The 17,934-nt window shown below is 65.8% G+C and carries 16 protein-coding genes; 5 read left to right on the plus strand and 11 right to left on the minus strand.

Going from position 1 to position 17,934, the window contains the following annotated elements:
* Positions 1-106: 106 nt before the first annotated feature.
* The 5 genes from RSW2DRAFT_RS03660 to RSW2DRAFT_RS03680 form a co-directional block, all read right to left on the minus strand.
* Complete coding sequence (locus RSW2DRAFT_RS03660) at positions 107-1,045, minus strand: ABC transporter permease (protein WP_008028154.1); 939 nt, start codon at positions 1,043-1,045, stop codon at positions 107-109.
* On the minus strand, positions 1,038-2,045 hold the full coding sequence (locus tag RSW2DRAFT_RS03665; protein ID WP_008028156.1) for an ABC transporter permease: 1,008 nt from the start codon (positions 2,043-2,045) through the stop codon (positions 1,038-1,040). The genes RSW2DRAFT_RS03660 and RSW2DRAFT_RS03665 overlap by 8 nt, the downstream gene beginning before the upstream one ends.
* A gap of 99 nt (positions 2,046-2,144) precedes the next feature.
* On the minus strand, positions 2,145-3,845 hold the full coding sequence (locus tag RSW2DRAFT_RS03670; protein WP_008028158.1) for a peptide ABC transporter substrate-binding protein: 1,701 nt from the start codon (positions 3,843-3,845) through the stop codon (positions 2,145-2,147).
* A complete protein-coding gene (locus RSW2DRAFT_RS03675) occupies positions 3,842-4,903 on the minus strand; it encodes an ABC transporter ATP-binding protein (protein WP_008028160.1) in 1,062 nt (353 codons plus the stop codon). Before RSW2DRAFT_RS03675 ends, RSW2DRAFT_RS03670 begins: the two co-directional genes overlap by 4 nt.
* Positions 4,896-5,906 (minus strand): ABC transporter ATP-binding protein, encoded by a 1,011-nt coding sequence (locus tag RSW2DRAFT_RS03680; RefSeq protein WP_008028162.1) that lies wholly within the window; start codon positions 5,904-5,906, stop codon positions 4,896-4,898. The genes RSW2DRAFT_RS03675 and RSW2DRAFT_RS03680 overlap by 8 nt, the downstream gene beginning before the upstream one ends.
* Before the next feature lie 217 nt (positions 5,907-6,123).
* On the opposite strand from RSW2DRAFT_RS03680, the gene argE reads away from it, so the two are divergent.
* Genes argE through RSW2DRAFT_RS03695 form a run of 3 tightly spaced genes read left to right on the plus strand, consistent with a single transcriptional unit; the run spans position 6,124 to position 9,852 of the window.
* Positions 6,124-7,287: an acetylornithine deacetylase gene (argE, locus tag RSW2DRAFT_RS03685; RefSeq protein ID WP_008028164.1), complete on the plus strand. Its 1,164-nt coding sequence runs from the start codon at positions 6,124-6,126 to the stop codon at positions 7,285-7,287.
* The gene (locus tag RSW2DRAFT_RS03690) at positions 7,284-8,630 is read left to right on the plus strand and encodes an NAD(P)/FAD-dependent oxidoreductase (RefSeq protein WP_008028165.1); all 1,347 of its coding nucleotides are present in this window, start codon (positions 7,284-7,286) and stop codon (positions 8,628-8,630) included. The genes argE and RSW2DRAFT_RS03690 overlap by 4 nt, the downstream gene beginning before the upstream one ends.
* A gap of 55 nt (positions 8,631-8,685) precedes the next feature.
* On the plus strand, positions 8,686-9,852 hold the full coding sequence (locus RSW2DRAFT_RS03695) for a M20 aminoacylase family protein (RefSeq protein WP_008028167.1): 1,167 nt from the start codon (positions 8,686-8,688) through the stop codon (positions 9,850-9,852).
* Here RSW2DRAFT_RS03695 and RSW2DRAFT_RS03700 read toward each other — a convergent pair.
* Both RSW2DRAFT_RS03700 and moaA read right to left on the minus strand, forming a co-directional pair.
* On the minus strand, positions 9,849-10,952 hold the full coding sequence (locus RSW2DRAFT_RS03700; RefSeq protein ID WP_040671507.1) for an HPP family protein: 1,104 nt from the start codon (positions 10,950-10,952) through the stop codon (positions 9,849-9,851). The two genes, RSW2DRAFT_RS03695 and RSW2DRAFT_RS03700, sit on opposite strands and share 4 nt — an antisense overlap.
* Positions 10,953-10,956: 4 nt before the next feature.
* Positions 10,957-11,952 carry a GTP 3',8-cyclase MoaA gene (moaA, locus tag RSW2DRAFT_RS03705; RefSeq protein ID WP_008028171.1) on the minus strand — a complete coding sequence of 332 codons (996 nt, stop codon included), beginning with the start codon at positions 11,950-11,952 and terminating at the stop codon, positions 10,957-10,959.
* Between the two features lie 85 nt (positions 11,953-12,037).
* Here moaA and RSW2DRAFT_RS03710 point away from each other — a divergent pair, with 85 nt between their 5' ends.
* Complete coding sequence (locus RSW2DRAFT_RS03710; RefSeq protein WP_040671554.1) at positions 12,038-12,490, plus strand: hypothetical protein; 453 nt, start codon at positions 12,038-12,040, stop codon at positions 12,488-12,490.
* Between the two features lie 76 nt (positions 12,491-12,566).
* Here RSW2DRAFT_RS03710 and RSW2DRAFT_RS03715 read toward each other — a convergent pair whose 3' ends face one another.
* The 4 genes from RSW2DRAFT_RS03715 to glmU are packed head-to-tail and all read right to left on the minus strand — an operon-like array spanning position 12,567 to position 16,996.
* Positions 12,567-13,253 carry a DNA alkylation repair protein gene (locus RSW2DRAFT_RS03715; RefSeq protein WP_008028173.1) on the minus strand — a complete coding sequence of 229 codons (687 nt, stop codon included), beginning with the start codon at positions 13,251-13,253 and terminating at the stop codon, positions 12,567-12,569.
* A complete protein-coding gene (locus RSW2DRAFT_RS03720) occupies positions 13,250-13,810 on the minus strand; it encodes a pyridoxamine 5'-phosphate oxidase family protein (RefSeq protein WP_008028174.1) in 561 nt (186 codons plus the stop codon). The genes RSW2DRAFT_RS03715 and RSW2DRAFT_RS03720 overlap by 4 nt, the downstream gene beginning before the upstream one ends.
* A complete protein-coding gene (gene glmS, locus RSW2DRAFT_RS03725; protein WP_008028175.1) occupies positions 13,810-15,630 on the minus strand; it encodes a glutamine--fructose-6-phosphate transaminase (isomerizing) in 1,821 nt (606 codons plus the stop codon). Before glmS ends, RSW2DRAFT_RS03720 begins: the two co-directional genes overlap by 1 nt.
* Position 15,631: 1 nt before the next feature.
* Positions 15,632-16,996: a bifunctional UDP-N-acetylglucosamine diphosphorylase/glucosamine-1-phosphate N-acetyltransferase GlmU gene (glmU, locus tag RSW2DRAFT_RS03730; RefSeq protein WP_008028176.1), complete on the minus strand. Its 1,365-nt coding sequence runs from the start codon at positions 16,994-16,996 to the stop codon at positions 15,632-15,634.
* Between the two features lie 102 nt (positions 16,997-17,098).
* Here glmU and RSW2DRAFT_RS03735 point away from each other — a divergent pair, with 102 nt between their 5' ends.
* Entirely contained in the window at positions 17,099-17,779 is a 681-nt protein-coding gene (locus RSW2DRAFT_RS03735; RefSeq protein ID WP_008028177.1) for an HAD-IA family hydrolase, read from the plus strand.
* The last annotated feature ends 155 nt before the right edge of the window (positions 17,780-17,934 follow it).

Below are 17,934 nucleotides of genomic sequence, written 5' to 3' on the forward strand. Positions count from 1 at the left end.
TCTGGGGAGAGGGCAGACAGCCCTCTCCCCAGCCTGTCAACAATCCCGCCTTTCGATTTTTCGCCTGTCGGGCGGCAAAACCGGTTCCCACTTTTGCCTGACAGGCTCAGCGTCCCCGGATTCGCGGGTCCAGCGCGTCGCGCAAGCCATCCCCGATGTAGTTCACTGACAGCACCGTCAGCGAGATCGCCAGCCCCGGCCAGATCACCCGGTCGGGAAACTGCGTCATGTATTCCACCCCGTCGAACAACAGCCGCCCCCAGGTCGGGAAATCCGGCGGGAAGCCCAGCCCCAGGAACGACAGCGCCGATTCGGTGATGATGGCGCTGGCAATCCCCAGCGTCGCCGCCACCATGATCGGGCTCATCACATTGGGCAGGATGTGGCGCAGGATCACCCGCCGCGACGGCGTGCCGATAGAGCGCGCCGCCAGCACGAATTCGCGTTCCTTCAGCGCCAGCACCTCGCCGCGCACGATCCGTGCCGCCTGCATCCAGCTGGTCACGCCAATGGCGAACACGATCAAAAAGAACGTCCCCAACTCCGGCCCGAACATCCCCGCCAGAGTCTCGCGGAACAGCATCACCATCACCAGCAGCAACGGCAGCAAGGGCAGCGCCAGAAACAGGTCGGTCATCCGCATCAACGGCCCGTCCAGCCGTTTGAAATAGCCCGCCAGCACGCCGATCGTGGTGCCGATGAAGATCGAGATCAGCATCGCCACCAGCCCCACCGCCAGGCTGACCTTGCCGCCCGCGATCATCCGCGCCAGCATGTCGCGGCCCAACTGGTCGGTGCCGAACGGATGCGCCAGACTGAAGCCCTGATTGCGCGAGCGGATCATCTTCACCGCATCCGGCTCGATGAAAGCCGGGTCAATGCGCCAGAACAACGGCCCCGCCACCACCGCCAGCACCAGCACGCCCAGCACGAAGGCGCCGATCAGCGCGCCCTTGTGGGTCTTGAACTGGTCCCAGACATCCCACCACTGGTTGCGCGGTGGCTTCAGGGCCTCGTCCAGCTTCATCGGTGCCAGATCAGTCATAGCGGATCCTCGGATCAAGAATGCCGTACAGGATATCGGCCACCAGGTTGAACAGCACGATCAGCACCGCAAAGATGAAGGTCAGGGTCTGCACCATCGGCAGGTCGTTGGCATAGATCGCGGTGATCAGAAGCTGCCCCAACCCGTTCACCTTGAACACCTGCTCGGTGATGATGGCGCCACCAAAGATCGTCGGGATCCCCAGGGCGATCACCGTCACCACCGGGATCAGCGAGTTGCGCAACACGTGTTTCAGCACCACCACCCGCTCCGACAGGCCCTTGGCGCGGGCGGTGCGCACATAGTCCTGCGTCAGGTTTTCCAGCATCGAGGACCGCATGTAGCGGCTGATCTGGGCGGCGTTGTAAAGCCCCAGCACCGCCACCGGCATGGTCATCTGTTTCACCTGCTTGCCGAAACTGGCCCAGTCGGTGACTTTCAGCGTGGTGTCGTAAATCGACGGGAACCAGTGCAGTTTCACCGAAAACACCACGATCAGCAGCACGCCGGTAAAGAAGGTCGGCACCGAAAACCCGATCATCGAGATGAAGGTGCCCAACTGGTCGAACCAGCTATACTGCCGGTAGGCCGAATAGATGCCGATCGGCAGCGCGATCAGGATGCCCAGCAGGTAGGACATGCCGATCACCGTCAGGGTCTGCGGGATGCGTTGGGCGATCACGTCGGCCACCGGGCTGCGCGACTGCCAGGACAACTCGCGCAGCGAATCGCCGGCGAAGGTGGTGCCGAACAGCCCGTCAAAGACATGCAGCGGCTCGATCACGAAAAACTTGTGCAACCAGTTGATGTAACGAAAGAAAATCGGATCATTGGCCCCCAGCGCCTCGATCATCTTCAGCCGCACTTCCAAAGGCACGGTCAGGGGGATCTGGCTCATCGGGCTGCCCGGCGCCATGTCGAGCAGCAAAAAGATGATCAGACTGATGAACAGAAGCGTCGGAATCGCCAGCAGCAGCCGTCGGATGGTGAAGGTCAGCATGGGCGACGCCTCGGTTCAGAAGTCGGGGGTTCAGTAGTCGGGGTGGGGGATGAAAAAGGAGCGCGCCGGGAACGAGACCCCGGCGCGCCGCTTGTCAGCTTACTTCACGCGATACCAGTCCGAGGTGTTCCACAGCTCGGAATCCCAGGCGTTCATCACCACGCCGCCCAGGGTATTCGAGGCGGCCGAGGTGCGGCCACGATCGACCAGCGGGATCACGACAAAGCTGTCCTTGGTCAGCATGTCGTTCAACTGCCGGGCGATCTCGCCGCGTTTGGCCATCTCGCCGGTCTTGCCAAGCTCGGCCACCAGCGCGTCATAGGCCGGGTCGCAGAAGCGGTTGATGTTCTCGCCCTGCCATTGGCTTTCCGGCTTCGGCGCCTTCTCGCAGGTGTATTGCGCGAGGTAGGGCTCCGGGTCGGTGCCGTCAAAGTTGTTGGCATACATCTCGACGTCGGCATAGAACTTCTGGAAAGTGTCGGGCGAGCCGGGGTCGCCGCCAAAGAACACCGAGGCATCGACGTTCTTCAACTCGACCTCGATGCCGATCTCGTTCCACCAGCCCTTGACCAGCGCCTGAAAGTCCTGCCGGACCGCGTTGGTCGAGGATTGGTAAAGCAGTTTCAGCTTCTTGCCGTCCTTTTCGCGGATGCCATCGGCGCCGGGCATCCAGCCGGCTTCTTCCAGCAGCTTCTTGGCGCCTTCGATGTCCTGGGTCAGGCAGCCGGTGTTATCCGAGGCGTAAAGCTCGGGCGCCGGCACCAGGTTGCAGGTGGCGCGGCCCGACGAGCCATAGCCGACCTCGACCAGCAGGTTGCGGTCGATGGCCATCGACAGCGCCTGCCGCACGCGGATATCCGACAGGATCGGGTGCGGATGGGCCGCGGTCGAGCGCATGCCTTCGGGCAGCGCCGGATCTGGGTCGGTCATGTTGATCTCGATCCGCTCGACCAGCGTGCCGAAGGCGGCAAATACCTTGCCCTTGCCCGCGGCTTCCATGCCTGCCAGCACCTCGGGGGCCAGTTGCGGGTTCCAGGCGTAATCGAACTCGCCGGTTTCCAGCACCGACCGCGCCGCCGCCTGCGCATCGCCGCCGCCCTTGAAGTTCACGGATGCAAACGCCGGTTTCGCCGGGTCGCGGTAGTTCGGGTTGGCCACCATCTGCACGGTGTCATTGGTCTTGAACTCGGTCACCATGAACGGGCCGGTGCCGATCGGGCCAAAGTTGGCGGCGGTGCATTCCGGGGCTTTCGCGCCCAGACATTCAGCGAACTGCTTGGCCTGCAGCAGCGGCGAGGTGGCGCCGACGAAGGCCTGATAGGGGTTCGGCTTGGGGGCCGCAAAATTGACCTTGATGGTCAGATCGTCCGGCGCCTCGACCGAGGTCACGCCTTCATAGCGCGCGGCCTGCGCACAGCCGCCTTCGGGATGCGTGCAATACTGCCAGGTGAACACCGCATCGGCCGAAGTGACCGGCGTGCCATCCGACCACAACAGGCCGGGGGTCAGCTTCCAGGTGATCGAGGTCAGGTCGGCAGACACCCCGCCGTTTTCGACCGTCGGCACTTCGGTCACCAGGCGCGGGATCACCTCGCCTTTTTCGTTGAACCCGGCCAACGGCTCCAGCACCATCGAGGCGGATTCGACATCCTTGGTGCCCGACGACAGGTAGGGGTTCAGGATCGACGGCGCCTGCCAGTAGATGATGTTCAACTGGCCATCCGCGCCACGTTCGGCAAAGGCGGCGGGGGCCATCGCGAAGGCGGCGGCTGCCCCCAGAAGGGCGGTCTTGAGTTTCATGCGTTCACTCCTTGTTGTGTGGGCTCGGTTGCCTCGGTGCCGCCGGTTGATCCGGCGGGCTGGGCTTGTTGCGGTTGCACGAAGTGGCAGGCGACAAAGCGCAAGGGGGCCACTTCGATCAGATCGGGTTGCAGGCGGTGGCAGATGGCCTGCACCTGCGGGCAACGGGTGCTGAAATTGCACCCCTTGGGTGGATTGGCGGGCGAGGGCACATCGCCTTGCAGGATGATCCGCTGCCGCGCACCTTCGCGCGACGGGTCAGGCTCGGGTACCGCCGACAGCAGCGCAATGGCATAGGGGTGCAGCGGCTGGGCATAAAGCTCGTCGCGGGGGGAAAGTTCCGCAATCTGCCCCAGATACATCACCGCCACCCGGTCAGCGATATGGCGCACCATCGAAAGGTCGTGGGAGATGAACAGGTAAGTCAGCCCCAGCCGGTCCTGCAACTCCTCCAGCAGGTTGACCACCTGCGCCTGGATCGACACATCCAGCGCCGCAATCGGCTCGTCGCAGACGATGAACTTGGGGTTCAGGGCCAAGGCGCGGGCAATGCCGATGCGCTGGCGCTGACCGCCCGAGAATTCATGCGGATAGCGGTTGGCGAAGTTGCGGTTCAGGCCGACCTGATCCATCAGTTGGTAAATCCGCGCCAGCTTTTCCGGGGCGGTCAGGCTGGTGTGTTCGTCCAGCGGCTCGCCGATGATGCCCGCAAGGGTCATCCGCGGGTTCAGGCTGGCCTGCGGGTCCTGGAACACCATCTGCATGGTCGGACGCTTCTGCCGCAACGCCTCGGGCGACAGCTTCGCCACATCGTCGCCGTCGATCACCACCGAGCCGCCGGTGAGTTCGTAAAGCCGCAGCAGCGCCCGACCGACCGTGGATTTGCCACAGCCGGATTCGCCCACCAGACCAAGGGTTTCGCCCTCGAAGATGTCAAAACTGACCCCGTCCACCGCCTTCACGTCGCCGGTATGACGGCGCAGCAAGCCGGAATAGATCGGGAAATACATCTTCAGGTCGCGCACCTCGACCAGCTTGCGGCGGCCAGCGTCAAGCATCGGTAGCCTCCGGGTCCCAGTGGCAGGCGACGTCATGGCCATAACCGACCCGCCCGGCGCCGATGGCCCGGCGCTGCGGGTTCTCGGCATGGCAACGGGCGAAGGCATGGGCGCAGCGGGCGCGGAACGGGCAGGCGGTAGGGGCACCGGCCAGGATCGGCGGCTGGCCGTCGATCACCTGCAACCGCGCCTCGCGCACGCCGGAGACCTTGGGAATGGTTTTCAACAGCGCCCGCGTATAGGGGTGGCGCGGGTCGGCGAACAGATCCTTCACCGGCGCCTGTTCGACCACCTGACCGCCATACATCACCATCACCCGGTCGGCGATCCCGGCAATCACCCCCAGATCATGCGTGATCCAGACAATTGCCATGCCCAGCTTGTGGCGAAGTTCCTTTACCAATTCAATGATTTGCGCCTGAATCGTCACGTCAAGCGCTGTGGTGGGTTCATCCGCGATCAGCACTTCGGGGTCGCAGGCAAGGGCAATGGCAATCATCACCCGCTGCCGCATGCCGCCGGAAAACTGGTGCGGATAGCTGCGCAGCCGGTTGCGGGCGTCGGGGATGCCGACCAGTTCCAGCAGTTCCACCGCCCGCGCCTCGGCCTGCGCCTTGTTCAGCCCCATGTGGGCGCGCAACGGCTCGATGATCTGGTTGCCGACGGTGAATACCGGGTTCAGGCTGGTCATCGGGTCTTGAAACACGAAACCGATCCGGGCGCCGCGCACGCGGCGCAGTTCCTCGGGCGACACCTTCAGGATATCCACGCCGCCCAGCAGCACCTGGCCTTCCCGCACATCGGCGGGGGGCGAGGGCAACAGGCCGATCAGCGACATCATGGTGACCGATTTGCCAGAGCCGCTTTCGCCCACCACACCCAGAAGCTCGCCCGGCATCAGGTGAAAGCTGACCGCATTGACGGCATGAACTTCGCCGCCGCGGGTGCGGAAAACGGTCTTCAGACCCCTGACATCAAGGACGGGCATTGCCCCATCGGGCATAGGATACTCCCCAGGTCTTTGTTTTTCTTTGTTATTTGCCAGGCATGTCGTTGCACGACCCGGAATTTTACCGAGTGTTAGACATTTTTCGCCGCCCCGCAAGGCGGTTTTGCGCAAGCCGTGGCTTTGGCAGTTTCTTCCCCGACGTCACGCTGGCTGGCCTTGACCCTGCCACCGCCAAAGCGTCAACCTGCGGCATCGTTGAAGGAGCCTGCCAATGCCGATGCTGCTGACCCCGCGCCAGATCCTGGACCGTCTGGTGGCCTTCCCCACCGTCAGCCGCGACAGCAATCTGGCGCTGATAGGTTGGGTGGAAGACTATCTGGCCAGCCACGGCGTGGCGGCGCAGCGGGTATGGAACACGGAAAGAACCAAGGCCGCCGTTTACGCGAATATCGGCCCGCAAGTGACTGGCGGCGTTGTGCTTTCCGGCCACTCCGATGTGGTGCCGGTGGACGGGCAAAGCTGGACCACCGACCCCTGGAGCGTGGTCGAACGCGACGGGCGGCTCTATGGTCGCGGCACTTGCGACATGAAGGGTTTCGTGGCGCTGGCCCTGGCGGCAGTGCCCTTGGCGCTGGCCGCGGGGGTGAAGCGGCCGTTGCAGATTGCCATCAGCTATGACGAGGAGGTGGGTTGCACCGGCGCACCGGCGATGATCGCGGAAATGGCGCAGGTGTTGCCGCGGGCCTCGGCGGTGCTGGTGGGCGAGCCGTCGATGCTGCGAATGGTCAACGGCCACAAGGGTGGCACCAAGTTTTCCTGCCACGTCAAGGGCTTCGAGGTTCATTCTTCCATCATGCATGAAGGCGTCAACGCGATCATGGTGGCGGCGCGGCTGATCGACTGGGCCAACCGGATGAACGCCGAAAACCGCGCCCGACCGGCCTCGCCGCTGGCCGCACTGTTCAACCCGCCCTGGACGACGGTGCATGTCGGCGTGATCCATGGCGGCACGGCGCATAACATCACTGCGGGCGACTGCTGGTTCGGCCTCGATTTCCGCGTGGTGCCGGGCGAGCGGCTGGAGGACTGGGTCGCGGCCTTCCGGGCCGAGGTTGACAGGATAGAAAAAGAAATCAAGGCAATACGCCCCGAAGCTGCCATTTCACTTGAACAGGATTTCGTGCTGCCGCCGTTGCAGCCCGAAACCGATGGTGCCGCCGAAGCGCTGGTGCGGCGGCTGACCGGCGACAATAGCACTTCGGTGGTCAGCTATGGCACCGAGGCCGGGCAGTTTCAGGCGGCGGGCTATTCGGCGGTGGTCTGCGGCCCCGGCGACATTGCGCAGGCGCATCAACCGGATGAATATCTGGAGCTGGCGCAGTTCGAGGCCGGATGGGTGCTGATGCAGCGTTTGGTGGCGGAGTTGGCGGCATGACGGCGTTTCCGATCTCCGAATCCAGCCCGGTGCAATTTCCCGGCCCGATCCCCGCCGCCTGCGACGTGGTGGTGATCGGCGGCGGCGTGATCGGGGTGATGACCGCCTGGCATCTGGCTGAACGCGGCTTGCGGGTCACGCTGTGCGAAAAGGGCCGGATCGCGGGCGAGCAAAGCAGCCGCAACTGGGGCTGGATCCGCCAGCAGGGCCGCGATCTGGACGAATTGCCGATCATGGTGGAAAGCCTGCGGCACTGGAAGAACCTCGCGCAACAGTTTGGCGAGGCTTTGGGATTCCGTCAGGAAGGCGTGATGTATCTGGCCCGCACCGAGGCCGAGATGGCGGGCTACGAGGCCTGGCTGACCCATGCAAGCGCGCATGGGCTGGACACCGAGCTGCTCAGCCGCGGGGCGGTGGACGACCGGATTCAAGGGGCGCAGGCGGATTGGAAAGGCGGGCTATTCACGCCGTCCGACGCGCGGGCCGAGCCTTGGACGGCGGTGCCTTTGCTGGCCCAGGGTGCTGCGGCGCGTGGCGCGGTGATCGTGGAAGCCTGCGCTGTGCGCGGGCTTGATCTGGCGGCGGGCAAGGTGGCGGGGGTGATCACCGAACAGGGCCGGATCGCCTGCGATCAGGTGGTGCTGGCGGGTGGCGCCTGGTCGTCGCTGTTTACCCGGGCGCATGGCGTGGCGATCCCGCAACTGTCGGTGCTGGCCTCGGTTGCCGCTTCCGAACCGATGCCCGAGGTGTTTGCGGGCAATGCCGTGGACAGCGAATTTGCCTTCCGCAGGCGGGCGGACGGTGGCTACAGCCTGGCGCCGGGGGCCGAGCATGACTTCTTCCTCGGCCCCGACGCCTTCCGCAACTTCGCCGCCTATCTGCCGGTTCTGAAACAGGATTTCCGTTCCACGCATTTCCAACTTGCTGCCCCGAAAGCCTATCCCGACGCCTGGGGCACGCCCCGGCGCTGGAGCATGGACCGCCCCGGTCCGTTCGAGGCGATAAGGGTGCTGAACCCCGCGCCGAACATGGGCGTCATCGGTCGGGTGCAGGACGAATTCGCCCGCGCCTTCCCGCATCTGGGGCGGCCAAGGCTGAAATCGGTCTGGGCCGGGATGATCGACACCATGCCCGATGTGGTGCCGGTGATCGACCGGGTGGCGGCTCTACCGGGCCTGACCCTGGCTACGGGCATGAGCGGCCATGGCTTCGGCATCGGCCCCGGGCTGGGCCGGGTGGTGGCCGATCTGGTGGCGGGGCAGCCCTTGGGCCACGACATCCGCCGCTTCCGGCTTTCGCGTTTTACCGACGGGTCGAAAATCGCGCCGGGGCCGGGGTTGTAGGCTTGCGGGCGGCGGGCGATTGGCGGAAGCTGGGGCAAACAAACCGGAGTCTGAGATGCCTGTAAAGAACCGCTTTGCCGAACTCTTGCCCGAAATCACCGGCTGGCGCCGCGATTTCCACGAAAACCCGGAGCTGCTGTTCGAGGTGCATCGCACCGCCGCCAAGGTGGCGGACCTCTTGCGGCAATTCGGCTGCGATCAGGTGGTCGAGGGCATCGGCCGCACCGGTGTTGTGGCGGTGATCAAGGGCAAGACCGATACTTCGGGCCGGGTGGTGGGCCTGCGCGCCGACATGGACGCGCTACCGATCATCGAGGCGACCGGGGCGGCTTACGCCAGCAAGACCCCCGGCAAGATGCATGCCTGCGGCCATGACGGCCATACTGCGATGCTGCTCGGGGCGGCGAAATATCTTGCGGAAACAAGGCAGTTCGACGGCACCGCCGTGCTGATCTTCCAGCCCGCCGAAGAGGGCGGTGGCGGCGGCCGCGAAATGTGCGCCGAAGGCATGATGGACCGTTTCGGTATTCAGGAAGTTTACGGCATGCACAACATGCCCGGCATCCCGGTCGGCCATTTCGCCATCCGCCCCGGTGCCATGATGGCGGCGGCGGACCAGTTCGAGATCACGGTGACCGGCAAGGGTGGCCATGCCGCCAAGCCGCATGACTGCATCGACACCACGGTGGTGGCGGCGCATATCGTGGTGGCCTTGCAGACCATCGCCTCGCGCGGGGTGGACCCGCTGAAACAGGTGGTGGTGTCGGTCTGCACCTTTGCCACCGACAGCCCGGCGCATAACGTCATCCCGCAGGTGGTGGTGATGAAGGGCACGGTGCGCACCATGGACCCGGGCGTGCAGGACTATGTGGAACGCCGGGTGGTCGAGGTCGCGACCGGCATCGCCGCCAGCCTTGGGGCCAGCGCCAACGTCGCCTATCAGCGCGGCTATCCGGTGACGGTGAACGCCATCGAAAACACCCGCTTTGCTGCCGAGGTTGCCAAGGCGGTCTCGGGGCAGGTGGATACCGATACAGCGCCGCTGATGGGGGCCGAGGATTTCAGCTTCATGCTGAATGAACGCCCCGGGGCCTATATCTTCCTTGGCAATGGCGACACCGCGATGGTGCACCACCCGGCCTATGATTTCGACGACAACGCCATTCCGTTCGGGTCAAGCTGGTATGCCGGGATGGTGGAAAGCCGGATGCCTGCCGCTTAATCCGTCAACGTGCCACCCAGCCCCTGCCGCGCCAGCACGGCGATCAGGTCGGACCGGGTGATCAGCCCGGCCAGACGGCCCGCCTCGACCACCGGGGCGGCCTGCTGGCCGGAATCGGCCAACTGCCGGATCAGCGTCGCCACCGGCGCCAGTGGCGACACCGGCTGCACGTCGGTGGACATGTGCAGGCGCACCGGGTCCGCAGGGTCGGCGGGCGGGATCACGTCGATCAGCGACAGCATGCCCAGCAGCACGGCGTCGCCTGTTACCGGCAGGGTTTTCAGCCCGTGCTGGCGGAACAGCGCCGCCGCCTGCCGCAGCGAGGCGTCCGCCCCCACGGTGATCAGATCGCGCGACATCACCGCGCCGCAGGTCAGCCCGCCCAGCCGTTGGGTCGCGGCATCGGCCTCGGCGGCGACCAGCAGGCGGCTGAAATCCTCGACCCCGATGTTGGCGCCCAGGTTCATCTGCGCCAGCAGGGTTTCCAGATGGTCGGGCGGCGGCAGCAGGCGGCGCTCGGGGGCGGCGTCGGCGGTGGCATGCGGGCTGGTGGCGGGGGGCAGGCGGAACGGATAGACCCGGCCGGTCGCGTGGTTCCAGGCCACGGCAAAGCCGATCAGCAGGGCGGTGTCCAGCGCCACCGGCACCAGCGCAAAGCCAAGGCCAAGCTGCAAGGTGAAGGGCGCGTTCAGCACCGCCAGCAAGGCCACGGCGCCGGCGGGCGGGTGCATGGCGCGGCTCAGGGCCATCGCCAGCACCGAAAGCCCCACCGCCAGCCCGGCGGCCAGCGGCACCGGCAGGGCCAGATGCACCACGCCTGCGCCGATCAGCCCGGCCAGCGTGTTGCCGACCAGCGCCGACCACGGCTGCGCCAGCGGGCTGTTGGGCACCGCGATCAGCAGAAACGCCGTGGCGCCCAGCGGGGCGATCAGCACGAAGCCGCCGGGGTCATGCGGATAGGCCCAAAGCAGCAGCCCGCCGCAGAACACCAGGGCCAGGCCACAGCCGATCGCCGCCCGCACCGCCTCGCGCGGGGCAGGGCGCGACATCGCGGGGGCCAGGTGGCTGAAAAAGCTGGAAAGCCGTCCGGCTGGGGTCACCGGGTCACCCGCCGGTGTGGCTCATCGGGCGGCTCATCCGGCCGGTGACCTGCTGCCGGGAATAGTCGAAATCGTGGCCTTTGGGCTTGCGGGCAATGGCGGCACGGATCGCGGTTTCCAGCCCGGCATCGGATGGGCTGGCCCGCAACGGGGCGCGCAGGTCGGCGCTGTCTTCCTGGCCAAGGCACATGAAAAGCTGCCCGGTGCAGGTCAGCCGCACCCGGTTGCAGCTTTCGCAGAAATTATGGGTCAAGGGCGTGATCAGGCCGATCTTCTGGCCGGTCTGCTCCAGCCGGACATAGCGCGCAGGCCCGCCCGAGCGTTCGGCAAGCTCGGTCAGGGTGAAGCGGCTGGCAAGCCGCGCGGCAAGGTCGGTCAGCGGCCAGTAGCGGTCCAGCGCGCCGTTGTCGCCCATCGGCATCACTTCGATGAAGGTCAGATCATGGCCTTGGGCCGCGCACCATTCGACCAGCGGGAACAACTCGTCCTCGTTGACCCCCTTCAGCGCCACGGCGTTGATCTTCACCCGCAGGCCCGCGTCCGTGGCGGCCTTGATGCCCGCCAGCACCTGATCCAGCCGACCCCGCCGGGTGATCGCGGCGAATTTGGCGGCATCCAGCGTATCCAGCGAGACATTGACCCGCTTCACCCCGCACTCGGCCAGTTCGGCGGCATATTTTCCCAGTTGCGAGCCGTTGGTGGTCAGCGTCAGTTCCTGCAAGGCGCCGCTGGCCAGATGCCGCTGCATGGCGCGGAAGAACGCCATGATGTTGCGCCGCACCAGAGGCTCGCCGCCAGTGATCCGCAGCTTTTGCACCCCCAGCCGGATGAAAGTGCTGCACAGCCGGTCAAGCTCCTCAAGCGAAAGCAGGTCGGCGCGCGGCAGGAATTGCATGTCCTCGACCATGCAGTAATCGCAGCGGAAATCGCAGCGGTCGGTGACCGAGACCCGCAGATAGCGGATGGCGCGGGCGAAGGGGTCGGTCAGCGGCTGCTTCATCGGGCAAAGCTAGGGCGAGGGGGCGATTGTGGCAAGCAGCAATGAGGTGGTTGCCGGAAGGCGGGCGCCGGATTATCCTGCGGCCATGATGATACGCGCCCTTGGTCTTGTGCTTGGTTTGTCGCTGTTGGCGGGGTGCTCGGCGCTGCGCGGGCCGCAGGTGCCGGATGTGCCAGAACCCTTGCCCTCGCCCGAGCTTGCCGCGCCGCCGCCGCCCGCCGGGGCTTCCAGCGCCGAGGCGCTGGACACCACCACACCCGAGCAGCGCGCCGCCGCTTTGGCCGCCCCGGCGCCCGCCGCGGATGCGGCTTTGGGCAAGGTGGTGGTGGCTTTGGGCAAGGTGACGGAACCGGGGTTCTGGTTGCGCTCGGCCTTGGTCAGCGCGGCGCGGCCGGGCACGGTGGTCACGGCGTCAGGCGCATCGGTGCAGGTTGATCTGTTGCCGGGCGAAGGGGCGGCGCAGCTGTCGCTGGCGGCGTTCCGGGCGCTGGGGCTGGGGCTGACCGATCTGCCCGAGGTGACGGTGTTCGGGCGCTAGGCGGCGGGATTGCGGACAGGCGTGGGGGCTGTCTGCCCCCACACCCCCGAGGATATTTTCACAAAGGTGAATGAAGTCAGGGAGTTGGCAGGTATTGCGCCGCTTCCTTGCGGGCGAAGGCGCGCAGGTAGGCGCCGTGCTCGGCCAGAAAGGCGGCGGCGCGGTTTGCGTCGTGCTTCGAGAGGTCGCGCAGCCACCAAGCCACGGCTTTCTGGATGAACCAGTCGCGGTCGGTGCAGTAGCCGGCGGCCCAGTCGAGGATACGCTCGCGGGCGGCGATCTCGGCGGCTTTGGGGTTGGGCAGCTTGGCGAAGGGCAGGGTGGCGACCAAAGCGGCGCGGCGTTGCCACATGTTTTCCGACCGGGTCCAGGTTTCAACCTCGTCCAGCCGCGACGGGTCGGCGATCAGGCGTTTTTGCGCCGCGATGCAGGCGTGGTCCGCGATGGCCCAGGCGTCGAAATCCGGCAGCCATTGGCAGATCAGCGCCCAGGCGCCGCTGTCATCGGGGCGGATGCGGGCCTGGCTCAGCAGTTTGGCGGCGGCAATCCGCGCTTCGTGGATGTTGCTGCGCCACAACCCGTCGGCCAGCGCCAGCCGGTCAGGCAGCGACAGGGTGGCGCGCCAGTCTTTGACCAAGGCGTCGATCTCGGGGTTCGAGACGCCGAGATACGGGCGTTCGACCTTGTGATAGGCTTGCATTTCCAGTGCCTTGCCGGGCAAAGCTTGTGCAGTCAGGGCGGCGATCGCCTGTTCGGGGGTCATCGGGGTTTTCCCAGATTGGCGTCGATGCCGGTCGGCAGGCCGTCGATCGAGGTGCGGTTCGTCTGGTCCCAATAGGCCTTGATGCCTTGGGCGCCTTTGTCGTCGGTCCATGTGCGCAATACCGGACGTTCGCGGACCTCGTCCATCAGCGGCACCGCGTAACCGCAGGAGGTTTGCACCAGATCGACCGTCATGTCGAAGATCTGCCGCGCGCCCGGCAGATCGGGGAAATGCCGCAGCATGTCGGCCCAGTCGGGGTCGTTGTGGTGCAGGGTGCGGGCGGTGCCAAAGGCGCGCAGGATCAGCGGGCGCGCCCCGAAGCTGCACCACATCACCGTCATCCGGGCATCATGCGCCAGATGCGCCGCGGTTTCGTTGCCCGAGCCGGTCAGGTTCAGCCAGATCAGCCGGTTGGGGCCAAGCACCCGCAGGCTGTCCATGCCTTTGGGGCTGAGGTTGATGCGGGCACTCGGCGCGGTGGAGGCCACGAAATACACCGCCTGTTCTTCAACAAACGCTTGATGTTCGGGTTGGAACTCCTTGAATCTATTTGCCATTACTCGACCGTCACCGATTTCGCCAGATTGCGCGGCTGATCGACATCGGTGCCCTTGGCGATGGCGGTGTGATAGGCCAGCAGTTGCGCCGGAAGCGCATAGACCATCGGCGCCAGGAACCCCGGCACCTGCGGCATGGTCAGGGTTTTCCAGCAGCCGACCCCGGCCTCGGCCACGCCCTTGGCATCCGAGATCAAGAGCACCTTGCCGTGCCGCGCCATCACCTCTTGCATGTTCGACACGGTCTTGTCGAACAGCGCGTCGCGCGGCGCCAGAACGATCACCGGCACGGCTTCGTCGATCAGGGCGATGGGGCCGTGTTTCAGTTCACCTGATGCATAACCTTCGGCGTGTATGTAGCTGATTTCCTTTAGTTTAAGTGCGCCTTCCAGCGCCAGGGGGAACATCGCGCCGCGCCCCAGGAACAGGATGTCCTGCGCCTTGGCCAGTTGGTCGGCAATCGCCTCGATCTCGGCGGCAAGGCCTAAGGCGTGGTTCATCAGGCCGGGCAGCAGTGCGAAATCGGCCAGATGGGTGGCCAGCGTCGCGGCATCAAGGCGGCCGCGATCCAGCCCCGCTTTCAGCGCCAGCAGCGCCAGGACGGCCAACTGGCAGGTGAAGGCCTTGGTCGAGGCCACGCCCACCTCGATCCCGGCCAGGATTGGCAGTGCCAGATCGCTTTCGCGGGCGATGGAGGAGGTCGGCACGTTGACCACCGCCAGCACCTTGGCCACCTTGCCCTTGGCATAGCGCAGGGCGGCCAGAGTATCGGCGGTCTCGCCCGACTGGCTGACGAACAGCGCCCAGGAGGCGGGTGAAAGCGGCGGCTCGCGGTAGCGGAATTCCGAGGCGACGTCGATATCGCAGGGCAGGCCTGCCAGCGCCTCGAACCAGTATTTCGCCACGTGGCAGGCATAGGAGGCAGTGCCGCAGGCCACCAGCGTCAGCCGATAAACGCTTTTGAAATCAATGGCTTCTGGTAGGTTCATCACCTTGCCATCCGCCGAAAGGTAGGCGCGCAGCGCGTCGGCCAGCACCACCGGCTGTTCAGCAATTTCCTTGGCCATGAAATGCCGGTAGCCGGCCTTTTCGATGCGGGTGGCGTCGATCTGGATTTGGGTAACGGCCCGGTTGGCGCGGTTGCCGGCGGCGTCGAAAATCTCGGCCCCCTTGCGGGTGATCACCGCCCAGTCGCCTTCCTCCAGATAGGTGATGCGGTCGGTCATCGGTGCCAGGGCGATGGCGTCGGAGCCGACAAACATCTCGCCGTTGCCATGGCCGATGGCCAGCGGGCTGCCCTTGCGGGCGGCGATCAAGAGGTCGTCCTGGCCTTCGAACAGAAAGCACAGGGCGAAGGCGCCGTGAAGGCGGCCAAGGGTCTCGCGGGCGGCTTCAATGGGCGAGAGACCGCGTTCCATGTGCAAACGGGTCATCAGCGCCACGGTTTCGGTGTCGGTTTCCGATTCAAAGGAAAACCCGGCCTCGGCCAGTTCGGCCCGCAACTCGCGGAAGTTCTCGATAATGCCGTTGTGCACCACCGCCACAGGGCCAGCCTGATGCGGATGGGCGTTGGAGACGGTGGCCGCGCCATGCGTGGCCCAGCGGGTGTGGCCGATGCCGGCCTTGCCCGCCAACGGGTCGTGCACCAGCAAATCCGACAGGTTCACCAGCTTGCCGGTGGCGCGGCGGCGGTCGAGGTGGCCGTCGTTGACCGTGGCGATGCCAGCCGAATCATAGCCGCGGTATTCCAGCCGCTTCAACGCCTCGATCAGCAGGGGGGCGACCTGATGGTTGCCAAGCACTCCGACGATGCCGCACATCCTAGTTGCCTTTCGCTGCTGCGGCTTTGGCCGCACGGAAGCTTTCCATCATCCGCGTCGCCAGACCCGGTTTGTTTACCTGTTTGGCCCGGCCCAGGGCGAGGGCCTCGGCGGGCACGTCTTCGGTGATCACCGAGCCCGAGGCGGTCATCGCACCCGCCCCCACCGTCACCGGTGCCACCAGCATGGTGTCCGAGCCGATGAAGGCATGCGCACCGATCTCGGTGCGGTGCTTGGCAACGCCATCATAGTTGCAGGTCACGGTGCCGGCGCCGATGTTGGTGAATTCACCGACATGGGCGTCGCCGAGGTAGGTCAGGTGGCCGACCTTGACGCCCTCGTCCAGCACCGAATTCTTGATCTCGACGAAATTGCCGACATGCACATCCTCGGCCAGTTCCGCCCCGGGGCGCAGCCGGGCGAAGGGGCCGATGGTGGCGCCGCGGCTGATGTGGCAGCCCTCCAGGTGGCAGAACCCCAGCACCTCGGCGCCGGATTCGATGGTGACGCCGGGGCCGAAGATCACGTTGGGGCCGATGATGGCGTCGCGGCCGATGAAGGTATCAAGGGCGAAAAACACCGTGTCAGGGGCGGTCAGGGTGACGCCATCCTGCAGCGCTGTGGCGCGGGCGCGGGTCTGGAAGGCGGCCTCGGCGGCAGCGAGTTCGGCGCGGGTGTTGATGCCAAGGGTTTCAGCCTCGTCACAGACCACCACGCCCGCCGACAGACCGCGCGACCGGGCGAGGCCGACGATATCGGTCAGGTAGTATTCCTTCGCGGCATTCTGGTTTTCCACCATCGCCACCAGGTCGAACAGCAGGTGGGTATCGGCGCAGACAACGCCGGAATTGCAAAGGCTTATAGCGCGTTCTTCATCTGTCGCATCCTTGAACTCGACGATGCTGTGCAGGTCTTCGCCGTCCGCGATCAGCCGCCCATAGCGCCCCGGATCGGCGGCCTGAAACCCCAGCACCACCACATCATGCCGCGCCCGGGCTTCCAGCAGCGCCTCCAGCGTCTCGCCGGTGATGAAGGGGGTGTCGCCATACAGCACCACCGCATCGCCATCCTCGCCGTCCAGCACTTTTGCCGCCTGCGCCACGGCGTGGGCGGTACCAAGCTGTTCGGCCTGCACCACCACCTCGGCATCTGCGTCAAAGGTGCGGGCGGCCTTGGTCACGGCCTCGGCCCCATGCCCCGCCACCACCACCACCCGCGCCGGGTCAAGCGCCCGCCCGGCGGCCAGCGCGTGATGCAAGAGCGGTGCGCCACCGAGCCTGTGCAGCACCTTGGGCAGGTCGGAATTCATCCGCGTGCCCTGGCCTGCCGCCAGCACGATCAGGGATACCGGGGCGGAAATCGTCATCAACACACCTTTTCTTTGTGGTCGGCCCGTTCTAACCCGGTTTGGCCGATGCGCAAGGGCAAGCGCCTCACGGCAGTTTTCAGTCGGTTACAGGAGGCGACGATGCGCACGGTGGTATTCGATCTGGATGGCACGTTGGCCGATACCAGTGCCGACCTGATTGCCGCGGCCAATGCCTGCTTTCGCGGGCTGGGGCTGGGCGATGTGCTGCACCCCGAAGCCGATGCCTTGACCGCGTTTCAGGGGGGGCGGGCGATGCTGCGGCTGGGGTTTCAGCGCCTGGGGCAGGGCAGCGAGGCGGAAGTGGACGCACAATACCCGGTGCTGCTGCTGGCCTATGCGGATGCCATTGATACCCATACAAGGCTGTATCCGGGTGCGGCCGAGGCGGTGCAGGCGCTGCGCGATGCCGGTTTCGCCACCGCGATCTGCACCAACAAGCCGGAAGGGCTGGCCGAAACGTTGACCCGCCGTCTGGGCATCCGCGATCTGTTCGGCGCGCTGATCGGTGCCGACACCCTGCCCACCCGCAAGCCCGACCCCGCGCCCTATGTGGCAGCCGTCACCCGGGCGGGCGGGGCGGTGGCGCGGTCCTTGCTGGTGGGCGATACCGTGACCGACCGGGAAACCGCGCGGGCGGCGGGGGTGCCTGCGGTGCTGGTCAGCTTTGGCCCCGAAGGCATGGGCGTGGCGCGGATGCAGCCTGAGGCCCTGCTGCACCGTTTCGCCGATCTGCCCGCGCTGGCCGAGGCGCTGATTCCCGCAAATCAGCCCCGAATCTGATCCGTCACCGCCCCGCGAAACGGCACCCGATGAATTTCGGTGCACAATCGCATACAATTTCCCCGGAATGATGCCTTTGAAGTGCCGCTTTTCCGGGCTGCGTCGGTTGACCGCAGGTGGGGGGCGGGATAAACGGTTGCCGAACAGTGCAGGCG

This window comes from Rhodobacter ferrooxidans, from assembly GCF_000176015.1.
Classification (GTDB): Bacteria; Pseudomonadota; Alphaproteobacteria; order Rhodobacterales; family Rhodobacteraceae; genus Pseudorhodobacter_B; species Pseudorhodobacter_B ferrooxidans.

Excerpts from the sequence above, each read along its gene's own strand:
- RSW2DRAFT_RS03660 (WP_008028154.1), bottom strand. The coding sequence starts at position 1,045 with ATGACTGATCTGGCACCGATGAAGCTGGACGAGGCCCTGAAGCCACCG.
- glmS (WP_008028175.1), bottom strand. The coding sequence starts at position 15,630 with ATGTGCGGCATCGTCGGAGTGCTTGGCAACCATCAGGTCGCCCCCCTG.
- argE (WP_008028164.1), top strand. The coding sequence starts at position 6,124 with ATGCCGATGCTGCTGACCCCGCGCCAGATCCTGGACCGTCTGGTGGCC.
- RSW2DRAFT_RS03695 (WP_008028167.1), top strand. The coding sequence starts at position 8,686 with ATGCCTGTAAAGAACCGCTTTGCCGAACTCTTGCCCGAAATCACCGGC.
- RSW2DRAFT_RS03720 (WP_008028174.1), bottom strand. The coding sequence starts at position 13,810 with ATGGCAAATAGATTCAAGGAGTTCCAACCCGAACATCAAGCGTTTGTT.
- RSW2DRAFT_RS03735 (WP_008028177.1), top strand. The coding sequence starts at position 17,099 with ATGCGCACGGTGGTATTCGATCTGGATGGCACGTTGGCCGATACCAGT.
- RSW2DRAFT_RS03680 (WP_008028162.1), bottom strand. The coding sequence starts at position 5,906 with ATGCCCGATGGGGCAATGCCCGTCCTTGATGTCAGGGGTCTGAAGACC.
- moaA (WP_008028171.1), bottom strand. The coding sequence starts at position 11,952 with ATGAAGCAGCCGCTGACCGACCCCTTCGCCCGCGCCATCCGCTATCTG.
- RSW2DRAFT_RS03690 (WP_008028165.1), top strand. The coding sequence starts at position 7,284 with ATGACGGCGTTTCCGATCTCCGAATCCAGCCCGGTGCAATTTCCCGGC.
- RSW2DRAFT_RS03715 (WP_008028173.1), bottom strand. The coding sequence starts at position 13,253 with ATGACCCCCGAACAGGCGATCGCCGCCCTGACTGCACAAGCTTTGCCC.
- RSW2DRAFT_RS03670 (WP_008028158.1), bottom strand. The coding sequence starts at position 3,845 with ATGAAACTCAAGACCGCCCTTCTGGGGGCAGCCGCCGCCTTCGCGATG.
- RSW2DRAFT_RS03675 (WP_008028160.1), bottom strand. The coding sequence starts at position 4,903 with ATGCTTGACGCTGGCCGCCGCAAGCTGGTCGAGGTGCGCGACCTGAAG.
- glmU (WP_008028176.1), bottom strand. The coding sequence starts at position 16,996 with ATGACGATTTCCGCCCCGGTATCCCTGATCGTGCTGGCGGCAGGCCAG.
- RSW2DRAFT_RS03710 (WP_040671554.1), top strand. The coding sequence starts at position 12,038 with ATGATGATACGCGCCCTTGGTCTTGTGCTTGGTTTGTCGCTGTTGGCG.
- RSW2DRAFT_RS03665 (WP_008028156.1), bottom strand. The coding sequence starts at position 2,045 with ATGCTGACCTTCACCATCCGACGGCTGCTGCTGGCGATTCCGACGCTT.